At 66.3% G+C, this 24,859-nt stretch carries 23 protein-coding genes; 2 read left to right on the forward strand and 21 right to left on the reverse strand.

Annotated elements, in window-relative coordinates:
- Position 1: 1 nt before the first annotated feature.
- The 3 genes from ACNJYB_RS14710 to ACNJYB_RS14720 all read right to left on the reverse strand — a co-directional run bounded on the left by ACNJYB_RS14710 (position 2) and on the right by ACNJYB_RS14720 (position 2,263).
- Positions 2 to 649, reverse strand: coding sequence for a CoA transferase subunit A (locus ACNJYB_RS14710; RefSeq protein WP_130371794.1), 648 nt, complete (start codon positions 647 to 649; stop codon positions 2 to 4).
- Between the two features lie 94 nt (positions 650 to 743).
- Positions 744 to 1,340: a hypothetical protein gene (locus tag ACNJYB_RS14715; protein WP_439374608.1), complete on the reverse strand. Its 597-nt coding sequence runs from the start codon at positions 1,338 to 1,340 to the stop codon at positions 744 to 746.
- Entirely contained in the window at positions 1,337 to 2,263 is a 927-nt protein-coding gene (locus tag ACNJYB_RS14720; RefSeq protein ID WP_439374609.1) for an alpha/beta fold hydrolase, read from the reverse strand. Before ACNJYB_RS14720 ends, ACNJYB_RS14715 begins: the two co-directional genes overlap by 4 nt.
- 132 nt (positions 2,264 to 2,395) lie before the next feature.
- On the opposite strand from ACNJYB_RS14720, the gene ACNJYB_RS14725 reads away from it, so the two are divergent.
- Positions 2,396 to 4,903, forward strand: coding sequence for an alpha/beta hydrolase (locus ACNJYB_RS14725; protein WP_439374610.1), 2,508 nt, complete (start codon positions 2,396 to 2,398; stop codon positions 4,901 to 4,903).
- A gap of 9 nt (positions 4,904 to 4,912) precedes the next feature.
- On the forward strand, positions 4,913 to 5,788 hold the full coding sequence (locus tag ACNJYB_RS14730; protein WP_439374611.1) for an alpha/beta fold hydrolase: 876 nt from the start codon (positions 4,913 to 4,915) through the stop codon (positions 5,786 to 5,788).
- Here the strand turns inward: ACNJYB_RS14730 and ACNJYB_RS14735 are convergent.
- The 18 genes from ACNJYB_RS14735 to ACNJYB_RS14820 all read right to left on the reverse strand — a co-directional run bounded on the left by ACNJYB_RS14735 (position 5,740) and on the right by ACNJYB_RS14820 (position 24,859).
- Positions 5,740 to 5,970, reverse strand: a complete 231-nt coding sequence (locus ACNJYB_RS14735) for a hypothetical protein (RefSeq protein WP_439374612.1) — start codon at positions 5,968 to 5,970, stop codon at positions 5,740 to 5,742. The two genes, ACNJYB_RS14730 and ACNJYB_RS14735, sit on opposite strands and share 49 nt — an antisense overlap.
- Positions 5,971 to 6,597, reverse strand: a complete 627-nt coding sequence (locus tag ACNJYB_RS14740; protein ID WP_439374613.1) for an FMN-dependent NADH-azoreductase — start codon at positions 6,595 to 6,597, stop codon at positions 5,971 to 5,973.
- A 1-nt stretch (position 6,598) separates the two neighbouring features.
- Positions 6,599 to 8,173, reverse strand: a complete 1,575-nt coding sequence (locus ACNJYB_RS14745; protein WP_439374614.1) for an isochorismatase family protein — start codon at positions 8,171 to 8,173, stop codon at positions 6,599 to 6,601.
- Positions 8,174 to 8,246: 73 nt separating this feature from the next.
- Positions 8,247 to 9,095, reverse strand: coding sequence for an MBL fold metallo-hydrolase (locus ACNJYB_RS14750; protein WP_439374615.1), 849 nt, complete (start codon positions 9,093 to 9,095; stop codon positions 8,247 to 8,249).
- 30 nt (positions 9,096 to 9,125) lie between these two features.
- Positions 9,126 to 10,010 (reverse strand): amidohydrolase family protein, encoded by an 885-nt coding sequence (locus ACNJYB_RS14755; protein WP_439374616.1) that lies wholly within the window; start codon positions 10,008 to 10,010, stop codon positions 9,126 to 9,128.
- The gene (locus ACNJYB_RS14760; protein WP_439374617.1) at positions 10,007 to 11,128 is read right to left on the reverse strand and encodes a vWA domain-containing protein; all 1,122 of its coding nucleotides are present in this window, start codon (positions 11,126 to 11,128) and stop codon (positions 10,007 to 10,009) included. Before ACNJYB_RS14760 ends, ACNJYB_RS14755 begins: the two co-directional genes overlap by 4 nt.
- Positions 11,125 to 12,006 carry an AAA family ATPase gene (locus ACNJYB_RS14765; protein ID WP_439374618.1) on the reverse strand — a complete coding sequence of 294 codons (882 nt, stop codon included), beginning with the start codon at positions 12,004 to 12,006 and terminating at the stop codon, positions 11,125 to 11,127. Before ACNJYB_RS14765 ends, ACNJYB_RS14760 begins: the two co-directional genes overlap by 4 nt.
- Positions 12,007 to 12,016: 10 nt before the next feature.
- Positions 12,017 to 13,039, reverse strand: a complete 1,023-nt coding sequence (locus tag ACNJYB_RS14770; RefSeq protein WP_439374619.1) for a xanthine dehydrogenase family protein molybdopterin-binding subunit — start codon at positions 13,037 to 13,039, stop codon at positions 12,017 to 12,019.
- A gap of 1 nt (position 13,040) precedes the next feature.
- The gene (locus tag ACNJYB_RS14775) at positions 13,041 to 14,633 is read right to left on the reverse strand and encodes a xanthine dehydrogenase family protein molybdopterin-binding subunit (protein ID WP_439374620.1); all 1,593 of its coding nucleotides are present in this window, start codon (positions 14,631 to 14,633) and stop codon (positions 13,041 to 13,043) included.
- A 12-nt stretch (positions 14,634 to 14,645) separates the two neighbouring features.
- Complete coding sequence (locus ACNJYB_RS14780; protein WP_439374621.1) at positions 14,646 to 15,122, reverse strand: (2Fe-2S)-binding protein; 477 nt, start codon at positions 15,120 to 15,122, stop codon at positions 14,646 to 14,648.
- Between the two features lie 6 nt (positions 15,123 to 15,128).
- A complete protein-coding gene (locus ACNJYB_RS14785) occupies positions 15,129 to 15,947 on the reverse strand; it encodes an FAD binding domain-containing protein (protein ID WP_439374622.1) in 819 nt (272 codons plus the stop codon).
- Between the two features lie 3 nt (positions 15,948 to 15,950).
- Positions 15,951 to 16,394, reverse strand: coding sequence for an SRPBCC family protein (locus ACNJYB_RS14790; RefSeq protein WP_439374623.1), 444 nt, complete (start codon positions 16,392 to 16,394; stop codon positions 15,951 to 15,953).
- Positions 16,395 to 16,586: 192 nt separating this feature from the next.
- A complete protein-coding gene (locus tag ACNJYB_RS14795) occupies positions 16,587 to 17,024 on the reverse strand; it encodes an SRPBCC family protein (RefSeq protein ID WP_018643039.1) in 438 nt (145 codons plus the stop codon).
- Positions 17,025 to 17,033: 9 nt separating this feature from the next.
- Complete coding sequence (locus ACNJYB_RS14800) at positions 17,034 to 19,940, reverse strand: flotillin domain-containing protein (protein WP_439374624.1); 2,907 nt, start codon at positions 19,938 to 19,940, stop codon at positions 17,034 to 17,036.
- A gap of 24 nt (positions 19,941 to 19,964) precedes the next feature.
- A complete protein-coding gene (locus tag ACNJYB_RS14805; protein ID WP_439374625.1) occupies positions 19,965 to 20,798 on the reverse strand; it encodes a phosphoenolpyruvate hydrolase family protein in 834 nt (277 codons plus the stop codon).
- 3 nt (positions 20,799 to 20,801) lie between these two features.
- Positions 20,802 to 23,012 (reverse strand): ABC transporter permease, encoded by a 2,211-nt coding sequence (locus ACNJYB_RS14810; protein WP_439374626.1) that lies wholly within the window; start codon positions 23,010 to 23,012, stop codon positions 20,802 to 20,804.
- Positions 23,005 to 23,787, reverse strand: coding sequence for an ABC transporter ATP-binding protein (locus ACNJYB_RS14815; protein WP_439374627.1), 783 nt, complete (start codon positions 23,785 to 23,787; stop codon positions 23,005 to 23,007). Before ACNJYB_RS14815 ends, ACNJYB_RS14810 begins: the two co-directional genes overlap by 8 nt.
- Positions 23,780 to 24,859 (reverse strand): branched-chain amino acid ABC transporter permease, encoded by a 1,080-nt coding sequence (locus ACNJYB_RS14820; RefSeq protein WP_439374628.1) that lies wholly within the window; start codon positions 24,857 to 24,859, stop codon positions 23,780 to 23,782. The genes ACNJYB_RS14815 and ACNJYB_RS14820 overlap by 8 nt, the downstream gene beginning before the upstream one ends.

The raw sequence follows: 24,859 nt of genomic DNA on the forward strand, positions 1-24,859 counted from the left end.
GTCACCCGTTCGCAATGATGTAGTCGACCAGCGGCGCCGGCGTGACGACGTGATCGGGTGCGATGACGCCGACGGGCACGATGTGCTCGGCTGCGACGATGACCGTGTCGGCCGCCATGGCCATGATCGGATTGAAATTGCGCGCGGTCAGCGCGTAGGCGAGATTGCCGAGATAGTCGGCGAGGAAGGCGTGGATCAGCGCGAACTGGGCGCGAATGGCCGTCTCCAGCAGAAACGGCTTGCCGTCGACCTCGATCTGGCGCTTGCCCTCCGCAACGAGGGTGCCGACGCCGGTCGGCGTGAGCACGCCGCCCAATCCGCAGCCGCCCGCCCTGATGCGTTCGACGAACGTGCCTTGCGGGACCAGATCGACCGAGATCTGGTTGCCGAGCATCTGCTGCTGGGCCTTGGGATTGAGGCCGATATGCGTCGCCGTCAGCTTCGAGACCAGGGTCGCATCGAACAGCTTGCCGACGCCCTTGCCGGGCGTAGCCGCGTCGTTGCAGATCAGGGACAGGCCTGCCTTGTTCTGCCGGACGAGTTCGTCCAGCAGACGTTCCGGTGTCCCGACGCCCATGAACCCGCCGACCATGACGCTCGCGCCGGACGGGATCATCGCGACGGCTTCTTCGACGGAAACGGCCTTCATGGTCGGACCTCCGGTCGGCAAGTGCAAGTTGAAGTGCGGGTCGATGTTGGCGGCGGGCGGTCTCGCGGCTTTGATCTGCGTCAAGGCTGCCGGCTCATTGCTGCGGGACGACGCCGATGCTTTCCAGCGTCTCGTTCCAGAGCCTGCGTACCTCGGCATGCCGCCGGTCAAGCGCTGCGCTTAACGCATCCCTGAAAGGAAGCAGATCCGGCTTCTTCAGGAACAGGATCTGCGCCTGCAATAGCCGGCCGCTCTCGAACTCGATGCGGCGCAGTGCCGTCACGAAAGCATCGTTGACATTGGCGTCCGTCGGCAGCAGGGCCGCGGGCCGGATCCCGGCGTGAACGGCGTGCGCCAGGACGGCGAGCTGGACCGCCTGCGCGCGGGCGTGATCGGCGATGCCTTCGATCGGTGCCGGGAGCCAGGCCATCTCCCAGGACGCGGCCAGGGGGCCCAGCGCGAGATCCGGGACCCAGGCCGTCGCACGCATCAGCAGCGAAACGATCTCGCTCTCGCGGTAGAGCTGGGCGTTCAGCTCGGTCTGCCAGACGGCGTCGAACTTCGCGGGAAGGGCGAGTGCGAATTGCCGCGCCAGCGCGCCATGGGCGGAGAGCAGGAATGCGGAGACCCGCGACTGCTGACGCGGTGGGACGCGGCCGTCGGCTTCCAGCGGTCCGAGGAAAGCGCTCATGTTGCCGCCCTCTGCACCGGGATCGCGCGCAGATGGTCGTAGCCGTCCGGAAACGGCGAAAAATCTCCGCCGGCCTGTTCAGGCGCGATCAGGACCCGCTTGTTGCCTTGCCAACGCCCGGCCATGACGTCCTCGGCAAAGCGCGCCAGCAGGTCTGCCGTAAGGGCCGCCTTTTCCAGCGTGAAGGCGTGATAGGCCTTCGGGATGATGACGAGGGCGCTGTCGGGAATCTCGACCCGCAGGGTCTCGTGCAAGGAGCGTGGCGTGAGGAAGTCGAACTCGCCATTCAGGATCATGGTCGGGACGGCGATGGCGGAGAGCTGAGGTGTCAGCGGCTTGAAGTCGAGAAAGGACTCCATCAGGTTCTGAAGCGCGTAGACGTCGTTCACCAGCCAGCCCTGCCGTTTCACGCTATCCAGCTTGTCCAGCAGCGGCTGCAGCCATTGATCAGAGAGGTTCATCGGCAGCAGCAGATCCTGGAGATAACTGGTGCCGCCGAGGATGAGCCCGGTGCGCAAGGCATTGCCGATCAGCAGCAGTTGCGGCGAAAGCTCTGCAAAGCAGCTCATCGGCACGAGGCCGGACAGCCGCGCGCCGTGCTCGATGGCATAGCGCAGCGCGATCAGCCCGCCAAAGCTGATGCCGCCGAGGAAGACCGGACCATCGCCGAGTTCGCCGATCAGACGATGCAGCACCGCGACGTGGTCGTCCTGGTTGATGAACAGCGCCGGCTTGTCGGAGGCGCCCTGGCCGAGCAGATCGAATGTTGCGACGCGAAACTGACGTGCGATCAGCGCGTCGCGATAGGCGCCCCAGAGCTCGGAGTATTGCGTGAGACCGTTAACCAGCACATAGGCCGGCGCACCCGCCGGCCCGTCGAGCTCATAGCGGATCCGATATGAGCCATGACTGAGGAAGGGCATTGCGGGCACCGGCCGGCGTGATGATGGCCGCGATCCTCGGCGCCGGCGCGCGGATTCCATTGAGCTAAATCAAACCTCCCGGGTGCATGCAACCTAGCGTGCGCGGAAAACACCGCCATGAGGGAGGTCGCCATGACCGGGAGAAGCGCGCTCGAGCGTTGCATCGTCTGCCTGATCTTGTTGCTGGTCGGCACCGCGCTTGCGGTAGCGCAGCCGTTCACGCGCCGCTCGTCGCAGATGCAGCATGACGGCCTCAAGAAGACCTATGAGATCGGCAATTTTCGCCTGGGCGGAAAGTACGACCTGGCCGATCCCTCGAAATGGGAGAATGGCGGCGAGGGCGGCGTGACGCTGGAGTCGCTCGGCGGCGGCAAGCTGCGCACCAGCTACATCGCGATCGGCAACGCGCGGCGCAATGCCGCCGGCGAGATCACCAATGCCGTCGTGATCAACTCCTATTATTCCGGCGACTCCACCGACATGTACGAGCAGTGGGTCAAAGGCGCCGCCCTGTCAGGCGGCGTCCCGGTCATCGGCCCTGGCCGGCCGATCGACACCGACCGCTATTACGTCATCATGGTCGATCCGCTCGGCACCTGGGGTGCGAGCAAGCCATCCGATGGTCTCGGCATCAAGTTTCCGCAGTACAGCTACTACGACATGGTGCAGGCGAACTACCGTTTGTTGCGCGACGAGCTGAAGGTCGCGCGCGTCGCGCTGGTCACCGGCGTCTCCATGGGCGGCACCCAGACCTATGTCTGGGGCGTGATGCATCCTGAATATGTCAGCGCGATCATGCCGATCGGCGGCACCACGCAGTCCGACGGCGAAGATCCCGTCGGCAACTGGACCTTTCAGATGATGACGGCCGCGATCCAGGGCGATCCGGTCTGGCAGGTGACCAAGGGTGACTATTACAAGCTGCCCAAGGAGAAGCACCCGGTGCCGGGCGTGGCCTTTGGCTGGTCGATCCTCGGCATGACGGGCTATGACTTCGCCTTCCGAACGACCCAGAACTGGGCGGCGGTCCAGCCCGAGATCTTCTACTGGGACCCGCCGAACGAGAAAGCCGGATTGAACGTCACGAACCGCGCCAAGCTCTATGACGCTGTCGATCTGGTCTGGCGCAACCGGGTCGGCGAGACGCACAACGTCAACCCGTATCTCGGCCGCATCCAGGCGCGCACGCTGGTGATGCACATCACCAACGATCTCTGGCTGAACTTCAAGCTCGCCCAGAAGGCGGTCGACCGCGTGCCCGGCGCGGATCTGATCGCCGAGGAAAGCCCGGTCGCCCATTACGGCGTGTTCCCGCTGATCAACAATCGGAAGAACGATCCGAAGTTCGTCGCCTTCATGGACGACGTCGCGAGCCTCGATCGCGCACAGAAATTCGTCGACAAGAATTATCGCGTGGCCGACGTTGCCCAGAACATCGACCCGAAGAAGTCGTTCTGGAAGGCGTATGTGACCTATCCCTATCCGGTCAAGTTCGGCAACGCCAAGGACAAGAGCGGCAATTCCTGGGAAATCGGGTACATGGACGAGTACGCCGGCACCGACAAGGATCCGAAGGTGCTCGTCATCATCCACGGCAAGGGCGCCTTCGGCGGGCACTACGGCAACATCATGCAGTATGCCTTGCGCAGTGGCCTGCGCGTGATCGTGCCCGACCTGCCGCATTACGGCATGTCTGGTCCCGGCAATCTCGACAAGAGCCCGGCGCGCACCATGCAGGACATGCGCGAGGTCATCTACGATCTCGTCGTCAACCAGCTCGGCGTCAAGAAGGCCTATTATCTCGGCCACTCGCTGGGCGGCCAATTCGTGGCGGGCTACGCGCTGACCTGGCCGGACGCGGTGCAGGGCCTCGCCCTGGAGGCACCCTCCGGTCTCGAGGAATATCCGCGCGAGATCACCATCGCCAAGGACAAGAAGGCGCCACTCTTCGCGGACGGCCTCGGCCGCGATTTCGACAAGTGGAAGCAGGTCTGGGACCAGACCGGCATCCTCGCGGCGGAGAAGGCGCGCGACGAGCAGAACATCCGTGACTTCTTCTACTTCAAGAAGCGTGATCCGAACACCGGTGCGGTATCGGCGGCCAAGAGCGGGTACTTCTTCAGCGACAGCGAATATGCCCGCTTGCACACCGAGCAGCGCGTCGGGCTCACCAAGGGCAACCCGAAGGAGCTCGAGCAATGGTGCAACGTCTTCATCTTCGACATCTACACGATCGGAGCGGAGCTCCAGCAGGATGATCCGAAGAATCTCTACGAGCGTATCACCCAGATCAAGGCGCCGATCTTCCTGTCATTCGGCGATAAGGAGCCGTTCATTCCGACGCCCGCTTTCAACGGGCTCACGGACCTCGGGCGCGACGTCATCACGCCATTCATGTCGCGGATGACCAATGCCGGCAACCGGCCGATCCTCAAGATCTATCCGGAGACCGGACATTTCATCCATACGGATAACCCGGTCGAGTTCTCCGTCGACGTGGTCGATTTCGTCACCAAGGGAACGGTTGACACGTCGTCACCGCTCGGCACCGACCGCATGATCAGGGGCGCGGTGGCGTCGGCGCTGCCGGTGGCGCCAACGCCTCCCGGCGCGGCGCCGACGGCGGGCCTCAACAAATAGGACGCAGCGATGCCACGGGTGCAGGCGGGCGAGGTCCAGCTTGGCTGGCGAGAGTGGGGAGAGGGCGACACCACCGTCGTCTTCATCCACGGCAATCTCGCCAGCAAGGACTGGATCGAGCTTGCTGCCCCGCTGTTTCCAAAAGGGCTGCGCGTCATCGGGCTGGACTGGCGCGGATGCGGTGACAGCGATCGGCCGAAGCCGAACGCGGACTATTCCAACTATTCCATGCAGCAGCATGCCGAGGATATGCTGGCGGCGCTGGATGCGCTGGAGATCGGTTACTGCCATCTCGCGACGCATTCGACCGGCGGCATCATCGCCGCGCGCATGCTGCTGACGCAGCCGCTGCGCTTCGGGCGGGTGCTCGCGCTCGATCCGGTGACGCCGCTCGGCATGGCCTTTGACGCCGACCAGCTCGGCCTGTTCCGGTCGATGATGACGAGCAAGGCATTGACTCGCACGATCATGGCGACGGCAGCGTCCTCGCTGTTCACGCCGGAAAGCATGGCGCCGAACGCAGTCCCGCGCTTCCGCGAAGGGGTGAGCGAGATCGAGGCGTTGTTCGACCGTATCATCGACCAGACGTTTGGCGTCTCGGAAGGAATCTGGATCGGCACCCCCGTCAACCTCACGCGCGAAAAGCAAAGCCGTGAGCTCGAGCGCCGCATGCCGGAACTGCGGCATCCGCATATGGTGCTGTGGGGGGAAAGGGACGGCTGGATTGCCCCGGACGATCTTCGCGCGATGGCCAAGGCGATGCCGGATTGCCGTCTCGTGATCGTGCCGGGCATCGGGCATTCGATGAATCTCGAACGACCGGCGCTCTATGCGGGTTATTTCGGCGCCTGGTTCGGAGGCTTGCCTTCCAGCTCCAGGTCCTGACTGATCTCACAACACGGGCGGTCCTGGCGCTGGCTCAACGCCAGTACAAGACTTCCCATCATCAGGCCGATCGCAGCGATCCAGCCACCAAGTGCGCGGACGGCAATGGTGCGCCAGCGGATGTTGCGCTGTCCGAATTCGTTCGCCCGAAGACCGCGGTCAGCCGCCGCCGCGGCCAGCATCTAGAAGGTGGCGCCCATTGCTGCGAGACGTTGATGCGCCCGGTCACGCGCGGCTTCGATCGGCTGCTGCGGTCCCGTGGTCGGACCGATCAGAACGAAACGGACATCGTTGATTCCGATGAAGCGCAGGATTTCCCGCAGGTAAGGCGTCGCCATGTCGATGCGGCCGCGGTTCATGCCGGTGGCAAAGTCGCTGCCGCTGGCGATGATCACCAGCGTCGGCCGATCCTGCAGCAGCGGCAGATAGCCCTGCAACGGATCGAACCGGAAGGTGAGCCCGGGCTGGACGATGATGTCGAACCACTGCTTGAGCTTGTAGGGGATGCCGAAGTTCCACATCGGCGTCGAGATCAGCACCCGATCGGCGAGCGAAAAGCGCAGCGCCATGCGCTCGGCTTCGGCAAAGCTCTCCCGTTGCGGGTCGGTGAAGGCCTGAGCCTTCATGCGCGCATATCTGGCCTCGACAATGGCGCCTGCGAATTCCGGCATCCGTTCGCGCCAGATGTCCACGACATCGATGTCCCAATCCGGCCGAGCCTTGCGGAAGCCGTCAAGAAAGACGCGCGCGCCGGCATTCGACTCGGACTCGGCGCGGGGCGAGCAGGACAGATGCAGGAGCTTTGCCATCTCATCCCAGCGCTCTGATGACGGCATCGGCCCTGGTCACGACGGCGACGTTCTGCATGGCAAAATTGATCGAGGCGTTGTGCCAGTCGGCATTCATGGTCGAGCAGCAGTCTTCGGGCACGATCATGAAATAGCCCTTGTCGGCGCCGGTCCGCGCCGTGTGCTCGACCGACATGTTGGTCCATGCGCCGGTATTGATGATCATGTCGCGCCCCGTGGCTTTCAGGATCGTCTCCAGCCGCGTGCCCTCCCAGGCGCTCATTCGCATCTTCTCGACGACGAAATCGCCGGGCCGCGGCTCGAGGCCGGAAACGGGCGCGGCGCCCCAGCTTCCGCGCACCATCGCTTTGCTGTCGACGAGCCCTTCGAACAGCGGGGCGTTGAGCGTTACGCCGGGCGCGCCAGGCTCGACGACGAACCAGACATGGATGATGGCGACCCCGCGCGCGCGTGCGGCTTCCGCAAGGCGCCGGACGTTCTCGACGACATGCTGTTGCTTCGCGTGACCCGGTGCGCCCGAATCGGCGAAGGCGCCGCCGTCCATGATAACGTCGTTCTGGAGATCCTGGATGATCATTGCGCAGCGCTGCGGATCGAGCCGCATCTCGCCCTCGGTGAGAACAGGTGACGCCGGCGATGAACTCTGGACCGCTGCGCTGCCGCCGCGACGGCCGCTCATATAGGGCTCGTGACGCGGGCCGACCCGGGTCGGGATCGCATACACCGAATGGGTCGAGGTGAGATAGAGCGTGCGGAAATCCGGCCCGCCCCAAGCGAGGTTCGCGACCAGCTCCGGCACGCGGACCTTGCCGAGCAGCTCGCCCCGCGGCGAATAGATCCAGACGCCGCCGGGGGCGGTGACCCAGACATTGCCGTGCTGGTCGCACTTCATGCCGTCGGGCAGGCCCGGCTCCAGCTCGGAGCGGATGCCGCTTGCGAACACGTGTGCGTTCGAAAGCGTACCGTCGCTGTTGACCTCGAACAGGCGGATCAGCGCCTGCACGGTGTCGTTGACATAGAGCAGCTTCTCGTCCGGCGAGAAGCACAGCCCGTTCGGCTGATCGAACAGGTTGCGGTCCACCACGAGCTTCGGCTCGCCGCCGGGCATGACGCGAAAGACGCCCTGAAAGCCGAGCTGGCGCGGCCGCTCGACGCCATAGACGGGCATCCGTCCATACCAGGGGTCCGAGAAATAGATCGCGCCCGATGAGTGCACGCAGACATCGTTCGGGCTGTTGAGCTCCTGGCCGCCGAAATGCGACGCGAGCACCTCGCGCCGTCCGTCCGGGCGCTCGCGGACAAGCGATGAGGTCGCGTGCTCGCAGACGATCAGATTGAGCTCGGCGTCATAGGTCATGCCGTTGCATTTGTTCGAGGGACGCTTGACCTCGACGATACCGCGCCGCGCATCCCAGCGCCGGCGCACGTCGGCCGGCATGTCCGAGAACAGCAGGTAATGATCGACCGGATGCCAGATCGGCCCTTCCGTGAAGTCGAAGCCGGTGCCGACCTGCGCGACCGGCGCATAGGGATCGATCAGGTTCTCGAACTCGCTTCGCAGGGTGACATGCGTCATCGGTCGATCCTCGGACGCATGATCCGGAAAAGTGTTGAGCGGTTTTCCGAAAGGATCATGCGCAAAAAAAGCCTCACGCCGGGAACCAGTTGCGCTGGGGCAGCGACTGTACGATCGGACCGGGAACCTGGTCATGCAGCCGACCCACGACATTGCCGCCTTCGATCTTGGCGGGCCGGTCGTGCACGGGGAGGAGGTAGCGCGAATTGCTGAGCAGCCTCTTGATCGCGGCCTTCTCCGCACGCTTGCTGGTGCCATGGTTGCCGGTGGTGCGCGGCTCCCAATCGTGAATCTCGTGGAAGGGCGTGACGATCTGGTCGTTGAAGTCGTAGATGACGTCGCCACAAATGGTGGCGATGCCATCGGCGGTGTGGACGATGATGTTCATCGAGCCCTCGGTGTGGGCGTTGGCCGCATCGCAATAGACGCCGGGCATCAGCTCGATCGGACCGGTGATCTCGAGGTCGAGGAAGCGCAGCGCGCTCTTGGTGTGCAGGCGGTCGATCAGGTGCTTGATGTCGGGCGCCGGATATTGCGGATGCATCAGGCCGGAGACGGAATATTCGAGCTCCTTGCGGTTGACGACGACGGTCGTGTTCATCGGGAACAGATCGTCCTTGCCGGCATGGTCGATGTGCAGATGGGTGTGGCAGACAAAGCGCACGTCGCCCATGCGTACGCCGTGGCGCGCGAGCTGGTTCTCGATCATGTGCTCATGGTACTGCAGCCCCCGCATGCCCAGCGTCTCCATGATCTGGTTGGAGCGATAGCCGGTGTCGACCACGACCGGGTAGGGGCCGCCGAGGATCAGGAAGCCGAGGGTAAGGACGCGGCGGGTGCGGCCGCAGTCGCGTCCGAGCACCAGGAAGCTCGATTCCAGCTCGATATCGCCGTAGTCCAGGATCTTGATCTCCAGCGCCATACGTTGCCCTCCTGTCTCGTTTCTTGTCTGTCAAAGCCGGTAGACGCGCGTCGCCGTCGTCCTGAAGATTGCGTCCTGCTGCTCCGCACTGAACGGGGCGGCGGCTGCGCGAAAGGCACTGACGAGGTCGCGATAGCTGGTCCATAATTTCTCGATCGGGAAGTTGGAGCCGAACAGGCAGCGCTCGGCGCCGAAAATCGCAACCGTATCGGTGAGCACGGCCGCGATATGGGCGGGATCGTTACGATGGATGAAGGTCCCGAGCCCGGACAGTTTCGAGACCACGTTCGGGCATGTGGCGAGGCGAGCCATGCCCGCACGCCAGGCCGCGCGGCCCGCCGGCGAGAGATCCTCCAGCATGCCGGCATGCTGGAGGATGAACGTCACCTTGGGGCAGGACTCCGCCAGCAGCGCGGCATCCGGCATCTGCGGCGTGAACACCTGCAGCTCGAAGCTCCAGCCGTAATCGGCGAGATGCGCGACGTTGCGACGGGTTACGGGATCGGCGCACAGGTCCGGACGAGCCGCGAAGCGGTACAGCGGGTTCTCGTGCCAGTGCAGCTGCATGCGCACGCCGCGCAGCAGCGGATAGCGCTTCAGGCTGTCGAGCTGCGGGCGCACGTCGTCGGCCGCGAAATTGGCGTAGGCGACGATGGCATGCGGCCAGCCGTGCTCGTCGGCCGTGCGCTGCACCCAGGCTGCTTCTTCCTCGAAGTGGTCTTGTGCCCAATTGGTCTGCACGTAGACGGAGCGCGTGACCCCGACGCCCTCGAGATCGGCGAGATACTCCTCGATCGGATAATCGCGGCGGATCGGCTCGTAGGGTCCGAAGATGCGCGGCTGCATGGGGCCGGTCAGCCAGGGCAGGTCGGCCTGCCGCCAGATGTGATGATGGCCATCGACAATACCGTTCACGCAACTCTCCTTCGTCCCAGTGCAAGGACATGGGCGACGATCGAGGCACTCGATCCGCCGTCCACGAGATCGTCGACGAAGCGTTCGATCGCGACGAGCGCTTCGGTCTGCGGGCGGAACGCGGGGCCTGTCGCGAGCGGCGTCAGCCAGCTCAGGCGCCAGGCCCGGCGCGACAATTTCGCGGCCGCGTCGCGAAGCGCGTCGGGCTCACCGCGCTCGAGCCCGTCGGACACGATGACCACGGCGGCACCGCGGGCGTATCCTCCGAACCGTGGCACAGCCAGGAACGCCTGCAGCGCATCGCCGATGCGGGTGCCGCCGTCCCAGTCGCTGACCAGATGCGCCGCGGCATTCATTGCCTGCTCCCGCCGCTTCAGCCGCAGAGCGCGGGTAACGCGGGTAAGCCGGGTGCCGAAGGTGAAGACCTCGACATTGGGCGCGGCCTGCACCAGCGCATGCGCGAGCTTCATGTTTTCCTCGGTGCGGCTCTTCATCGAGCCGGAGACGTCGATCAGCAGCAGCATCTTGCGTGGGCGCTGGCGCCGCTTCATGTGGCCGAGCCGCAGGATCTCGCCGTCGCTGCGGACGCTGTCGCGCAAGGTGCGGCGGAGATCGGCGAAGGGGCCGCGCCGTGCCCGCATGCGGCGGTGCCCGCGCCGCCGGGGCAGGCGCCGCGGGGCTTCGCGCGCCAGGCGGCGGAGCGGATCGGTCGTGGAGAGCTGGGCGAACCGGCGCTCGACCAGCGCCTCGGTGCGTGTTGCGGTCTGGCCTGATTCATTGGCGTCATCGGAGAAGAGGGGCTCCTCGTCGCCGCGGCCTTCCTCCTGGAGACGGACGGTCTCGTCATCCTCGCCGTCGTCAGTGTGCGCGATGGCCTCGCTGCCGCGGAAATGAAGGTCGAACAGCCGGTCGAAGGTGGCGCGGCGCTCGGGCGGCGGGGCGAGGGTGGCGAGGGCGGATTGCCTGATGTCGTCGAGGTCGCGCGGACCGAGCAATGCGATCGCGGCGAGAAAGGCGATGGTCTGCTCCGGCGCAACGGCGAAATCGTTGGCGCGCAGCAGCGCGACGAAGGAAATGAAGACGCGGGCGGGGTGCGGGAGCTGCAGCTCGGTGCTCATGCGGTCGCCTCCGCGAGCATGGCATCAAGCCGGGGGGCGATGAAGTGCAGGTCTTCCTCGTCCTTCAGCGCCACGCCGATCGACCGCCTGAAGGCGTCGGGCCAGCGCGCGCCGCCCTTGTTGAGCAATGTTGCGGCCTCGGCCCAATCGACGGCCTCGGCGATGCCGGGCGCCTTGCTCAGCGGCTCGCGGCGCAATTTCTCGACGGCCACGACGACGGCGCGGGCCGTGGCTTCGGCGACGCTGGAGGCGCGCATCATGATGATCCGCGCCTCCCGCTCAGCGGTGGGATAGTCGATCCAGTGATAGACGCAGCGGCGGCGCAAGGCTTCGTGCAGATCGCGCGTCCGGTTCGAGGTGAGCACGACGACCGGGCGCTCGGCCGCGCGGATCGTACCGCGCTCGGGAATGGATATCTGGAAGTCGGAGAGGAATTCGAGCAGAAATGCCTCGAACTCCTGGTCGGCCCGGTCGATCTCGTCGATCAGCAGCACGGTGGAATCGGGCGCGCGGAGCGCTGCCAGCATCGGCCGCTCGATCAGGAAGGTCTCGCCGTAGATGTCGATGCTGTCGTCGCCGGCCTGACGGATCGCAAGCATCTGGCGCGGGTAGTTCCATTCGTAGAGCGCGGCCGAGGCGTCGATGCCCTCGTAGCACTGCAGGCGCATCAATCGGCGGCCGAGCACGGCGGCGATGGCCTTCGCCGCTTCCGTCTTGCCGACGCCGGGCGCACCTTCCAGAAGAAGCGGCTTGCCGAGGGCGAGGCCGAGATAGGCGGCGGTCGCGAGTCCTTCGTCGGCGAGGTAATAGGCTGCCCGCAGCGCCTTCTCCAGCGCCTCCGGGCTGTCGATGCCGACGATGTTGCTGCGAACCGCCACGGCGTTTCCCTCAGCGCCGCGCCTGCGGTCGCGCCCCGCCCTGCGTCTTGATTGCCCGCAGCACCTTTTCCGGCGTGATTGGCAAATCGTCGATCCGCACGCCGACGGCGTTGAAGATCGCGTTGGCGACGGCCGGCAGCACCGGGTTGGCGCACATCTCGCCGGGACCCTTGGCGCCGAACGGTCCGTCGGGCGCGGGGCGTTCCAGCACGGCGATATCATGCGGGCAGATGTCGCCGGGACCGGGCATCAGATATTCGACGAAGTCGCGGGGGCCATGAACGGGATCGGGATAGTAAGGTTCGGGCGTCTCGTAGAGCGCGTGGCTGACGCCCATCCAGGCGCCGCCGACCAGCTGCTGCTCGACCAGGCGCGGGTTGAGGGCGCGGCCGAGCTCATAGGCGGAGTCCATCCGGACCATCGCTACCTCGCCCGTCTCGTCGTCGACCTCGACCTCGGCGACCAGACAGGCATGCGCGTAGCAGGTCGCCGGCGACATCTCGCCGGTTTCGGGGTCGACGTCGGAGAGCGGCACGAGGAAGATGCCGCGGCCGGAGATGGTCTTGCCCTGCTTGAACTGCGCCGCGATCGCGACATCCTTGGTCGATATCGAGCGATGAGGCGCGCCCTTGACATGGATGTTGCCGCGGCCGTCGGTTTCGAGATCTGCGGCGTTGACCTCGAGCTCCTCGGCTGCCGCCTCCATCATCACGCCGCGCGCCTCGCGGGCGGCGGCCATCACGGCGTTGCCGACGCGATGGGTGCCGCGCGAGGCGAACGAGCCCATGCAATGCGGGCCGGTGTCGGAATCGGCGGTGTCGACATAGACGTCCTCGACCGGTACGCCCAAGGTCTCCGCGCAGATCTGCCGTGTTACCGACTTCATGCCCTGGCCGAGATCGATCGACGACAGTGCCACGGTGAACTTACCGCTCGGGTTGGAATGCACCAGCGCCTGGCTCGGATCGCCGCCGAGATTCATGCCGATGGGATAGTTGATCGACGCCATGCCGCGTCCGCGATACGTGGTCATCTCAACGCCTCCTGGTGCCGAAGACAGAGGAGAAACGGGTCGCGCCATGCGAGGGCGCCGCTGGCCGTGGCGGCGGGGGCGGCGGAGCTGGTGGTGTCGGCTCGCGCGGTGGTTCGCGGGTGACAGTGGGCGGAATCCGGTCATAGCTGGTGCGTTGCTGCGCCGGGGCCGTTGGTCGGCTGCGCGAATCCGTGGGCGTTGGCGGGATCACAGCGCGGCTGCCGCCGCCGTCCTTGCGTGAGGAGGCGCGCTTGAACTCGTCGCGGATTGGCCACTTTGCTTTTTCGGCGGCGACCTGGACGCATTCGATCAATGCGGTGTTCTTGGCCTCGCGCCGGTGCGCCTTCATGTCGCCGTCGCGATAGGCATTGAGGATGCGGAACTCCATCGGGTCCATGCCGACGAGGTTGGCCAGCTTGTCCATCTGGCATTCGATAGCGAAGTCCATCGCGGTGACGCCGAAGCCGCGCATGGCGGTCGCGGGCGTGCGATTGGTAAAGACGCAATAGACGTCGCCATAGACGTTTGGGATCGTATAGGGCCCCGGCAGATGCGCGGCACATTTCACGGCGGCGTAGCTCGACAGCCGCGTATAGGCGCCGCTGTCGAAATAGGCGCGGATCTTGCGTGCGACGATACGGCCGTCGCGCATCACGCCGTCCTTGATGTAGATGCGTTCGGCGCCACGCGGCGGGCCGTACTGCATCTCCTCCTCGCGTCCGAACACGTAGCGGACGGGCCGCCCCGTCAGCATCGCGCCGAGGATCGCGAGCGGCTCGGTCAGGGTGTCGACCTTGCCGCCGAAACCGCCGCCCACGGTGCCGCCGATGAAGTGGAAGGTGTTGGAGGGCACGTCCAGGATCTTGGCGCAGGTGTCGACCGAGAAGAACAGCGCCTGGGTCGAGGTGTAGACGACATAGCGGCCGTTGGTGTCAGGGGCTGCGATCGCCCCGTTCGTCTCGGTCGGCGCGTGTTCGATCGGCGACATCTGGTAGCGCTGCTCGAGCACGTGGTCGGCGGTTGCAAGTGCCGCATCGGCGTCGCCGAAGCGCAGGCGCTGGTGATCGTAGACGTCGTGATAGGTGAACGTGTTCTTCGGATAGGTCTCGTTGACCACGGGCGCGCCGGGCTTCAGCGCGTCCTCGACGTCGAACACGGTCGGGAGCGGCTCATAGTCGATCCGGACTTTTGCGATCGCCTCGAAGGCCTCGCGCTCGCTGTCCGCAACGATGGCCAGGATCGGCTCGCCCTTGTAACGCACCTTATCGACCGCCAGCGAGGGCTCGTCGTCCTTGCCGAAGTTGATGAGGCTCAGCAGCGTGTTGTGGTTGCGCGGCACGTCCGCCCCGCGGATGATGCGGCGGACGCCGGCCGAGCGCTCGGCCTCGGTGGTGTCGATGCGGCGGAGCCTTGCATGCGCCTGCGTCGAGCGCACGACCTTCAGGTGCAGCATGCCCTGGAGCTTGTGGTCATTGAAATAGGTGGATGTGCCCGTGACATGGCCGAGCATGTCCTGGCGCTGGGTGCCCTTGCCGATTTCCTTTAAGTTATCGTCGCGCTCGTCGGCGAAGATGTCCTTGCGCAGTTCTAGCATGGTCGCGCTCCCTTACGCGCTGACCCGGCCGCCGGCGGCGGCGAGGATGGCATTGATGATCGGCCCGTAGCCGGTGCAGCGGCAGATGTTGCCCGAGATGGCTTCGACGACCTCCTCGCGGCTGGGCGAGGGATTGCGGTCGAGCAGCGCCTTGGCGGCCATCAGCATGCCCGGCGTGCAATAGCCGCACTGGGCGGCAAAATGGTCGGCGAAGGCGCGCTGCAGCGGATGCAGGTTCGGGCCCTGCTTCATGCCGTCGAGCGTCTCGACCGAGCGGCCCGCGACGGTCTCGGCCAGTGTCAGGCAGGACAGGTGCAGCTCGCCGTCGATCAGCACGCTGCAGGTGCCGCAGCCGCCCTGGCCGCAGCCGAATTTCGGTGTCATGTCGCCGATCAGCTCGCGCAGTGCCACCAGCAGATTAGTGCCGCCATCGACGAAGATCGCGACGTCGCGGCCATTGTGACGAAATTGCAGGGGGATTTTTGCCATTTCGATCTATTCCTGTCCCGACAGCAGACGCCGCAGATGCACGCCGACGATCTCGCGGCGGTACCAGGCGCTGCCGAGCGCGTTGTCCGACGGCGATGTTCCTTCGCTTGCCGCCGATGCGGCCGCCGCGATGGTCGCGGCATCCAGTGATCGGCCCTCCAGTGTGCGCTCGGCGGCTCGGGCGCGGATCTGCGTCGGCGCCATCGAGCCCAGGGCGATCCGCGCACCCGCAATCCGGCCCCCGCTGATGGGCAGATGCGCGGCCAGCGTGATCACCGCGCCGCCCTTCGGCTTGATCCGCGCGATCTTGCGATAGCGGAAGGCGTCCGCACTCGCCGGCCTCGTGCAGGAGACCGACAGCACCAGCGTGCCGGCCTGCCGGTCGCGCCCCTGCAGGAACTCTTCGATCGGGATGTCCCGCGCGCCGAAGCCGCCTGCGACAGCGACGGTGGCGTCGAGCGCCAGCAGCGCCACGGTAAAATCGCCGTAGGGACTTGGCGCAAAGAGGTTGCCGCCCACGGTTCCCATATTGCGCACGGCAGGGCCGCCGATCGAGCGGGCTGGGGCGTGCAGGAAGGCGAGGCCGCGCTCGGCGAGCACGCGCGCGAAGGTGACGCCAGCCCCGAGCGTCACGCGCGGGCCGGACGCATCGATCCTGGTCAGCGCAAGATCCTGCGCGCGGACGACGGTCGAGATCGAGACATCGCCTTCGTTTAGCGCCCGCATCACCAGTGTCCCGCCGCCGAGGTAGCGCGCGCTGCGATCCGAGGACAGCGCTCCGGCTGCCTCGCTCGCATTTGCAAAAGTCTTTACCGTCACGGCCATGGCTTAAGCGGCCTCCTTCAGGTGTCGCCGGATCGCTTCGAACCCGGCTTGGTAAATGTCTTCGGCGACCATGTGGGTGATGCGCTCCCGGTCTTCGGATCTTGTCGTGAACCGCGACTCCCAGTGCCAGAAGGTGCGGTCGCCATCGGTGACCGGCAGCAGGCGGACATGGGCGACGTAGTTGAACATCGGGATCGGCGTATCGAGCAGGCAATAGCTGCAGGTCTGTTCCAGGTCGGACAGGGCCAGCAATTGCTCGCGCAGCTCGGAGCCGTCCTTGAGCTTGAACCGCCTGACGCAGCCGATCTTGTCGGCGGACTGCGCGCGTTCGATCGAGGAGGTCGCGACCGCCGGATGCCAGCGATCGTGCCCGTTGAAATCGCGCAGCAGGTTCCACACCGTGTCGGTCGGCGCGTTCAGGATCGTGCTCTTGACGACGTGCGGCACGGCTAGCCCTCTCTCGTTTTCTTCATCTCGCCCCGCTTGCGGGGAGAGGTCGGCGCGAAGCGCCAGGTGAGGGGGAGGCTCCGCGAGTCCAACTGCTTCCGTCCCCGGAGAGGCTCCCCCTCACCCCAAGCCTCTCCCCGCAAGCGGAGCGAGGGGGCGCAGTGTGCCTTGATCGAAACGGGTCGGGTCACGTCAGCCTCCGAACACGCGCTTCAAGGCATCGAAGCCGCCCTGGAATACGCCGCCGCCGATATTGCTGACGAGCTCGGTCTCGCGTTCCGGCGCGCAGTCGAATTCGGCGGTCCATTCCATGAAGGTCTGGTCGCCGTCGGTGACGGGCGTGAGCCGTAGGGTCGCGACGTAGTTCTCGACGCCCATGGGCGATTCCAGGATAGAGTAGGTGCAGAACATGTCGTAGTCGGAGAGGCCGAGCAGCTTCTCGCGGATCCGGTCGCCGTTGCGCAGGCGAAAATCTCGCACACAACCGATCTTGTCGGAGGGCTCGCCGCCCTCGATCCGGCTTTCGGCGATCGCTGGGTGCCAATTCGGCAGGCCGTTGAAATCGCGCACCCGCGCCCAGACGCGATCGTTGCGGGCGTTGACGACGGTGGAGACGTAGACGCGGGCCATGGCGCGACCTCAGCTTTTCTTTCGCGGACCGCGCTCGGCCGGCGGCTCGCCGCCTTCGGCCGCTTGCGGAGAGGCCGCCGGTTTGTCGCCGCCACCGCCGCCCTTACGCGCGGCATCCTTGATGCCCTGCATGTCGCGGGCCTCGCGGATCAGGCCGGGCATCTTTGCGAGGCTGCCGCCCTCGACGCCGATATCGGACAGGATGGAGTCGATCAGGGGCGCCTGGACGCGGTAGCGTAGCGCGGAGTCGATCACCTCGTCGGTGGCGCTGCGGCCGCCATTGCCACCGCCGTGCCCGTTGCCGTTGAGGCCGTCGACCTGGAGGATGCGGATGCCCTCGATCTTCTCCATCGGCTTGACGCTCTCGCGCACGATCCCCTCGATGCGGTCGAGCAGCTTGCGGCGGAACAGCGAGTAGCGCGCCTGATCCGTCAGCACGTTCTCGGCCTCGTTGAGCATTCGCTGCGCCTCGGCTTCAACGGTGGCGCGGATGCGCTCGGCTTCGGCCGCGATGCGCGTCTCCTCCGCCTGCTTCTCGGCGAGCAGAACTTCGACCGTCTTGCGCCGCTTGGCGATCTCACTCTCGCGAGCGGTGACGACACGCTCGGCCGCTTCGGTGGCGCGCATACGGGCTTCCTCGGCGGCGGCGCGCGCGGCGGACTCCTCCAGCGATTTCTGATGAATGGCGATCGCCTTCTCCATCAGGACGGTCTCGACGTCCTTTTCGCGGTTGACTTCGAGCTTGCGCAGCTCGCGCTCGCGGCCGATGCGGGCCTCGTCCAAGCCGCGATCCGACGCGATGCGGGCGCGCTCGACCTCCTCGCGGGAGGCAATCTCGGCCTCTTGCAGGGATTGCACGCGGGCGACCTCGAGCTGCTCGATGGCGCGCCGACGCTCGATGCGGGCGGCTTCCAGCGCCTGCTCGCGCGAGACGTCGGTGGTCTCGACCTCCTTGCGTGCGACGATCTCGGCCTGCTTGACCTGGCGATCGGCGTCGATGCGTTCGGAGCGCTTGGTGGAAAGTGCGATGACGCGATCCTCGTCGGCGATCTCGATCGCCTTCTTCTGCTCGATGTTGAGCACCTCGCGCTTCTTCGAGGAGTTGATGCGTTCGGCCTCGAGCGCGAGATCGACCGTGATCCGCTGGCGCTCGATGGCGTCGCGCCGTTTCAGCTCGGCCGCTTCCAGGATGCCGGTCCGCTCGATCTCGAGCGAACGGGTGTCGCGCTCGGCCTGGATGCGCTCGGCCGCGACCGCCTTCTCCTGCGCAATGCGGGCTGCTTCGATCGCCTCGCGCGAGGCGATGTCGGCTTCCTCGACGGCGCGGTTGCGGGCGATCTCCAGCGAACGCACGCGCTCCTCCTGGGCGATGCGGGAGGCTTCCGTCGCTTCGCGGGCCGCGATGCCGGCGACGTCGAGCGTCTGGTTGCGCTCGATCTCCAGCTGCCGGGTGTTCTGCTCGGCCGCGATGCGTTCTGCGGCCAGCGTCCGCTCGCGGGCGATGCGCGCGGCCTCGACCGTGCGCTGGGCCTCGATCTCGGCCTCCTGGATGGTGCGCACCTGCTTGATCTCCAGCGCGCGGGTGCGCTCGTCGGAGGAGATGCGCTCGACGTTGACGGTCATGGTCTGGGCGATGCGGGCCTTTTCGGTGGCCTCGCGCGCGGCGATCTCGGCCTCGTCCACGGCGCGGGTGCGCTCGATCTCGCGGCGCCGCGTCTCCTCTTCGTTGGCGATGCGGGCATCGGTGACGACGCGATCCTGCTGGATCCGGGCCTTCTCGATGGCTTCGCGCGCGGAAATCTCGGCTTCCTCGACCGTGCGCATCCGCTCGATCTCGCGCTGGCGCACCTCGCGCTCGGAGGCGATGCGGGTGGTGTCGATCGAGCGCTGGTTGGCGATCCTCGTCTTCTCGATCTCCTCGCGCGCCAGCAGCTCCTTCTCCTCGATGGTGCGGCTCCGCTCGATCTCCTTCTGACGGGTCTCGCGCTCCGAGGCGATGCGCGCTTCCGCGATCGCCTGATCGTTGGCGATGCGGGCGCGCTCGATGGCCTCGCGCGCCGAGATCTGCGCCTGTTCGGCCTCGGTCTCGCGCAGCGCCCGCTCGCGGGCCACTTCGGTGCGCTGGAGGGCGCGGCGCATCTCGATGTCGCGCTCCTGCTCCAGGCGCGCGGTCTCGCTCTCGCGCTCGATCTCGAGCGCCTGCCGCTCGGCCTCCAGGTTGCGGGAGCGGATCTTGATCATCGAGTCCTGCTCGATGTCGTTGCGCAGCTTCCGCTTGGCCTCGATGTCCTCCATCAGCCGGGTCAGACCTTCGGCGTCGAAGCGGTTCGAGGGGTTGAAGAATTCGAGGTCGGTCTGGTCGAGATCGGTGATCGCGACCGATTCCAGCTCGAGACCGTTCAGCGCGAGCGCCTCGGCCGCGTTGGTCTTGACCCGTGCGACATAGTCGCCGCGCCGCTCGTGCATCTCCTCCATGGTCATTTCGGAGGCGACCGAGCGGATCGCGGAGATGAACTTGCCGGCGAGCAGGGCATGCAGCTGCTCCGGTTCCATGGTGCGGCGGCCGAGCGTGGCGGCCGCAATCGAGACGGCTTCGCGGGTCGGCTGCACGCGCACATAGAAGTCGGCCTCGATGTCGACCCGCATGCGGTCGCGGGTGATCACGGCGTCCTGCCGCGAGCGCACGATGCCCATCGGCAGCACGTTCATGTTGACCGGCGTGTAGTCGTGGATGAACGGCAGCACGAAGGCGCCGCCATTGATGACCACGCGTTCGCCGAGGAAACCGGTCCGGACAAACGAGGTCTCCTTGGAGGAGCGGTGGTAGAGCCAGTTCACGATATAGACGCCAACCACGATCACGACGATCGCGACGATCAGCCAGAGGATCAATTCACCGACCAGCATCCCTGACATTTTTTCCTCCCTCGAACCTTCGGCTTATCGCGCGCCGATGGCCTTGAATTGACGTACCTGTTCCGTCAGCGCCCGCTCCACGGGCAGCCGCTCCATCGAGGAGGCACCATAGAAGCCGTGGCAATGACGGGTGTTCTTCATGATGAAATCGGCGTCGGCGGGATTTGCGATCGGGCCGCCATGGGCCAGCACCAGGATGTCCGGATTGACGCTGAGCGCCGCCGTGGCCCAGATGTCGATCCGCTCGGGGCAGTCCTTCAGCTTTGGCGCGGTCTGTGCGCCGATCGTGCCGCCTGTCGTCAGCCCCATGTGGCAGACGATGATGTCGGCACCGGCGATCGCCATCGCGGCGGCCTCCTTCTCGCTGAATACGTAGGGCGTGGTCAGCATGTCCTTGTCATGGGCCTTCGCGATCATGTCGATCTCGAGCGCATAGGACATCCCGGTCTCTTCGAGATTGGCGCGGAAGGTGCCATCGATCAGACCGACCGTCGGAAAATTCTGGACGCCTGCGAAACCAAGTGCCTTGAGCTGATCGAGGAAGACGTCCATGTCGCGGAACGGGTCAGTGCCGTTGACGCCGGCAAGGACCGGCGTCTGACCGACCACCGGGAGGACTTCACTGGCCATTTCGAGCACGATGGCATTGGCATCGCCATAGGCCATCAGGCCCGCGAGCGAGCCGCGGCCGGCCATGCGATAGCGGCCCGAATTGTAGATGACGATGAGATCGACGCCGCCGGCCTCCTCGCATTTTGCCGACAGGCCGGTGCCGGCGCCGCCGCCGACGATCGGCTCGCCGCGCCTCGCCATGTCGCGGAACTTCTTCAGGAGGGCTGCGCGTTCAAACCTGGCCATCGGTCACCTCGCTAGTCTCCGTCGCGCAGCCATGCGGCCGAACAGCGTTCGGAACGCACTGACGATGGCGGCGGCGAACTCGGGATCGTTGATGTTTTTGGGCGTGCGAATGAGCTGACGATTGCCGGTCTGTCGCACGCTGCGCTCCAGCGCGCGGAACAGCGCGGCGTCGGCCTCCGGATCCCAGAACGGCTGGCCCCGCGCATCGAGCGCGGAGACGCCGCCCTCGGGCAGGAAGAAGCGGACAGGGCCGTCCATCTGGTTGAGCCGCTCGGCGATCCAGCGGCCCATGCGCTCGTTCTCCTCGGCCGTGGTCCGCATCAAGGTGACCTGCGGATTGTGGACGTGAAATTTGCGGCCGCGATAGCGCTCGGGAATGGTGTCGGGCGCGCCGAAATTGACCATGTCGAGCGCGCCGACCGAGCCGATGTAGGGAATCCGGCTGCGGATGATCGCACCAAAGCGATCTTCCGTCGCCGGGAACACGCCGCCCATCAGCAGGTCGCAGATCTCGGTCGTGGTGAGGTCGATGACGCTGGCGAGCTGGCCGGATTCGACCAGGTTTTCCATCGACCGGCCGCCGACGCCGGTGGCGTGGAAGACCAGGCATTCGAAATCGTCGCGCAGCTCGGCCGTGATCTTCTGCACCGCGGGTGTGGTGACGCCGAACATGGTGATGCCGACCGAGGGCAGGCCGCCAGCCTGGCGTGCCGTCGTGGCGCGTTCGTCGAGGCGCGCCTTGGCCATGCCGGCGAGCGCGTTGGCGCCGTTGGCCAGCACCGCGCGCGAGATCGAGTTCAGCCCCTGCACGTCCGTGACCGAGTACATCATCGTGATGTCGGCGGGGCCGACATAGGGTGCGACATCGCCCGAGGCGACGGAGGAGATGATCAGCTTGGGCACGCCGACGGGAAGGGTGCGCATGCCTGGCGCAACCAGCGACGCCGCGCCCGAGCCGCCGGCCGAGATCACGCCGGCAACGTTGCCCTGACGCCGCAGCCAGTTGGCGAACGCATCGGCCATCGCGGTCACGGCGGCGCCGCGGTCGGGGCCGAACACGGCGGATCCGCCGCGGCCGTGGTTCAGGGCAATCTCCTGCGCGGAGACATCGCAGCTGGAATGCTTGCCACTGGTCGAAACGTCGACCAGCCGCGTGCGAAGGCCGGTTGCCGCGATGATGTCGCGGATGAAGCGCAACTCGGTGCCTTTGGTGTCGAGGGTGCCGACGACCAGCACGACGGGCGGGCCGGCGGTCTGCGCCGCCATCGGCTCGCGCTTGCGCCGCGTCGTCTCCTCCAGCCGCGCGGCCTGCGTCGAGACCGTGCGGGCCGCCGCCTCGATGCGGGCGATCGGCGCCGGCTGCGACCATCGCGTCGGTGGCGTGGGATTGGAGATGTAGATGCGGACCGGTCCATCGCGCCGTGGCGTCGGCGCCGGTTTCGCCTCAGCCGGGGAGGCGGAGATGTCGACATCGGGCGCGAGCTCGGCGTGAAGGCCGACCCCGAGCAGGCGCCGCTGCAACTCGCGGTCGGCGGCCAGACGGCCGGAGTCGATGATGCGGTTGACGCGGCCGTTGACCATGATCGCGACATTGCGCGAGACCGCGGTGGCAACGCCGATGTTCTGTTCGATCACGAGCACGGACATGTCACCGTCCTCGCCCAGCTGCAGCAGCATCTCCTCGACCTGTGCGACGATGACGGGCGCGAGGCCTTCGGTCGGCTCGTCCATGATCAGGAGATGCGGATTGGTGAGCAGCGCGCGCGAGATCGCCAGCATCTGCTGCTCACCGCCGGAAAGCTGGCCGCCGCCATGATCCTTGCGTTCGGCGAGCCGCGGGAAGGTGTCGTAGATGCGCTCGACGGTCCAGGCGCCGGAGCGCAGCCCGCCGGCAAGCCGCAGATGCTCGTCGACGCTGAGCGAGCGCCAGAGACGCCGTCCTTGCGGCACATAGCCGACGCCGAGCCGCGCGATCTGGGCCGGCGGCCGCCGCGTGACGTCCTCGCCGCGCACGCGGATCGATCCGCCGCTCACGCCGACCAGCCCCATGATCGCCTTGCACAGCGTGGTCTTGCCCATGCCGTTGCGGCCGACGACGGAGAAAACGCCGCTCTCCAGCGTGACATCGACGCCTTGCAGCGCGTGGGAGTGACCGTAATAGACGTCGAGACCGCGGACTTCGAGCGCAGCGGGTGAGCGGCGGACCTCACTCATGGCCGCCTCCCAGATAGAGCTCCTGCACTTCGGGATCGGACTGGATCTCCTGCGGCAGGCCTTCCTTGAAGACGCGCCCGTTGTGCATCATCGTGACGCTCTCGACGACGCGCAGGGCGACATCCATGTCGTGCTCGATGATGATGTAGCCGATATGGGCCGGCAGGGAGGTCAGGATCTCGATCAGCTCGGCTCGCTCGGTCGGGGACAGGCCCGCGGCCGGCTCGTCGAACAGGACGAAGCGCGGCGCGCCGGCGAGTGCGAGCGCGATCTCGAGCTGGCGCTGCTGGCCGTGCGCCAGCTCGGCGACGCGCTGGTCCTTCACGGCGGACAGATGCACGGCCTGGACGAGGTTGTCCGCGGCATGCATCAGGGCGTCGTTCTGTCCCGGGCGCAGGAACGAGAAGCGCCCGCGCGAGACGCCACGGCAGGCGAGATAGATGTTGTCCTGCACGGTGAGGCCGGGGAACAGCGCCGAGATCTGGTAGGTCCGGCGCAGCCCGCGGCGGATGCGTTCATAGGGCGGGAAGTGCGTGACGTCCTCGCCGAAGAAACGGATGGTGCCGGAGGAGGGCGGGAAGTCGCCGGTGATGCAGTTGAACAGCGTGGTCTTACCGGCGCCGTTCGAGCCGAGCACGGCGCGCCGCTCGCCCGGACGAACCGTGATGGTGACGTCGGTCAGCGCTGCGAGCGCGCCGAACAACCGCGTCACGCCGCGCAGCTCGAGCGCGGCACCGGCACCGACGGCGGAGAGGCGCTGGGCGACGCTATCCATGGCCGCGCCCTCCACCGGAGCGGTTGACGTCGCGGCGCTGATGCTGGCGCCAGCGCTGCCACAGGCCGATGACGCCGTCCGAGGACCAGAACACGATGGCGAGGAAGCCGAGTCCGATCAGCAGGCGGAAGCGGTTGCCGTCGAGACCTAGCCTGATCAGAACGTCGAGCGCGAAGGTGCGCAGCAGCACGAAGATCAGCGCACCGATGAACGGGCCGATCGGGCGGGTGATGCCGCCGACCACGGCGATGATCAGCACGTCGATGCAGGCGCCGACGCTGACCGACCCCGGCGAGATCTGGCGATAATTCCAGACCTGGAGAACGCCGGCGAGCGCGGCCACGAAAGACGCGAAGGCGTAGGCGGCAACGCGATGGGCGTTGACGTTGAAGCCGAGCGCTGCCATGCGTCGCGGATTGTCGCGCACGCCCTGGAGCGCGAGCCCGAAGGGGGCGCGCGAGACATATTCAACCGCGAAATAGCAGAGCGCGGCGACCGCGAGCACGACGTAGTAGAAGGGAATGTCCGCGCGCCAGTTCACGCCCCAGAAGTGCGGCGTGGCCACGGTGTTGATGCCGGTATGGCCGTTGAAGATCGCCCAGTTCTGGTTGGTGAAATAATAGAAGGCAGCTCCAATCGCGAGCGTGATCATGATGGTGTAGATGCCTTCGGTGCGCACCGCGAGCGCACCGCCGAGCGTGCCGAAGGCGGTCGCCAATGCCAGCGCCATCGGAACGGCGAGCCACCACGGCCAGCCCAGGCTGATGTTGGCGTTGGCGCTGACGCCGAACACGGCGACCATGTAAGCCGAGAAGCCCGCGATGGTGAGCTGCATCAGACTGACCATGCCGCCATAGCCGGCGAGGAACATCAGGCTCAGCGCCATGGTGCCGAGGATCAGCGTGGTCGCGAAGATCTCGATCAGGAAGAAGCCGTTGGCCATCAGCGGCATGATCAGGAGAATGGCCGCAACGGCCCAGGCGGCGGGATTGTTGATCTCCGGCCATGTCCGCGCACCCTGCTGCGCCAGGTCGGGACGAACGGGGACGCGGGCATCGTGCGCGAGCGACAT

This window comes from Bradyrhizobium sp. SMVTL-02, assembly GCF_051853005.1.
Classification (GTDB): Bacteria; Pseudomonadota; Alphaproteobacteria; order Rhizobiales; family Xanthobacteraceae; genus Bradyrhizobium.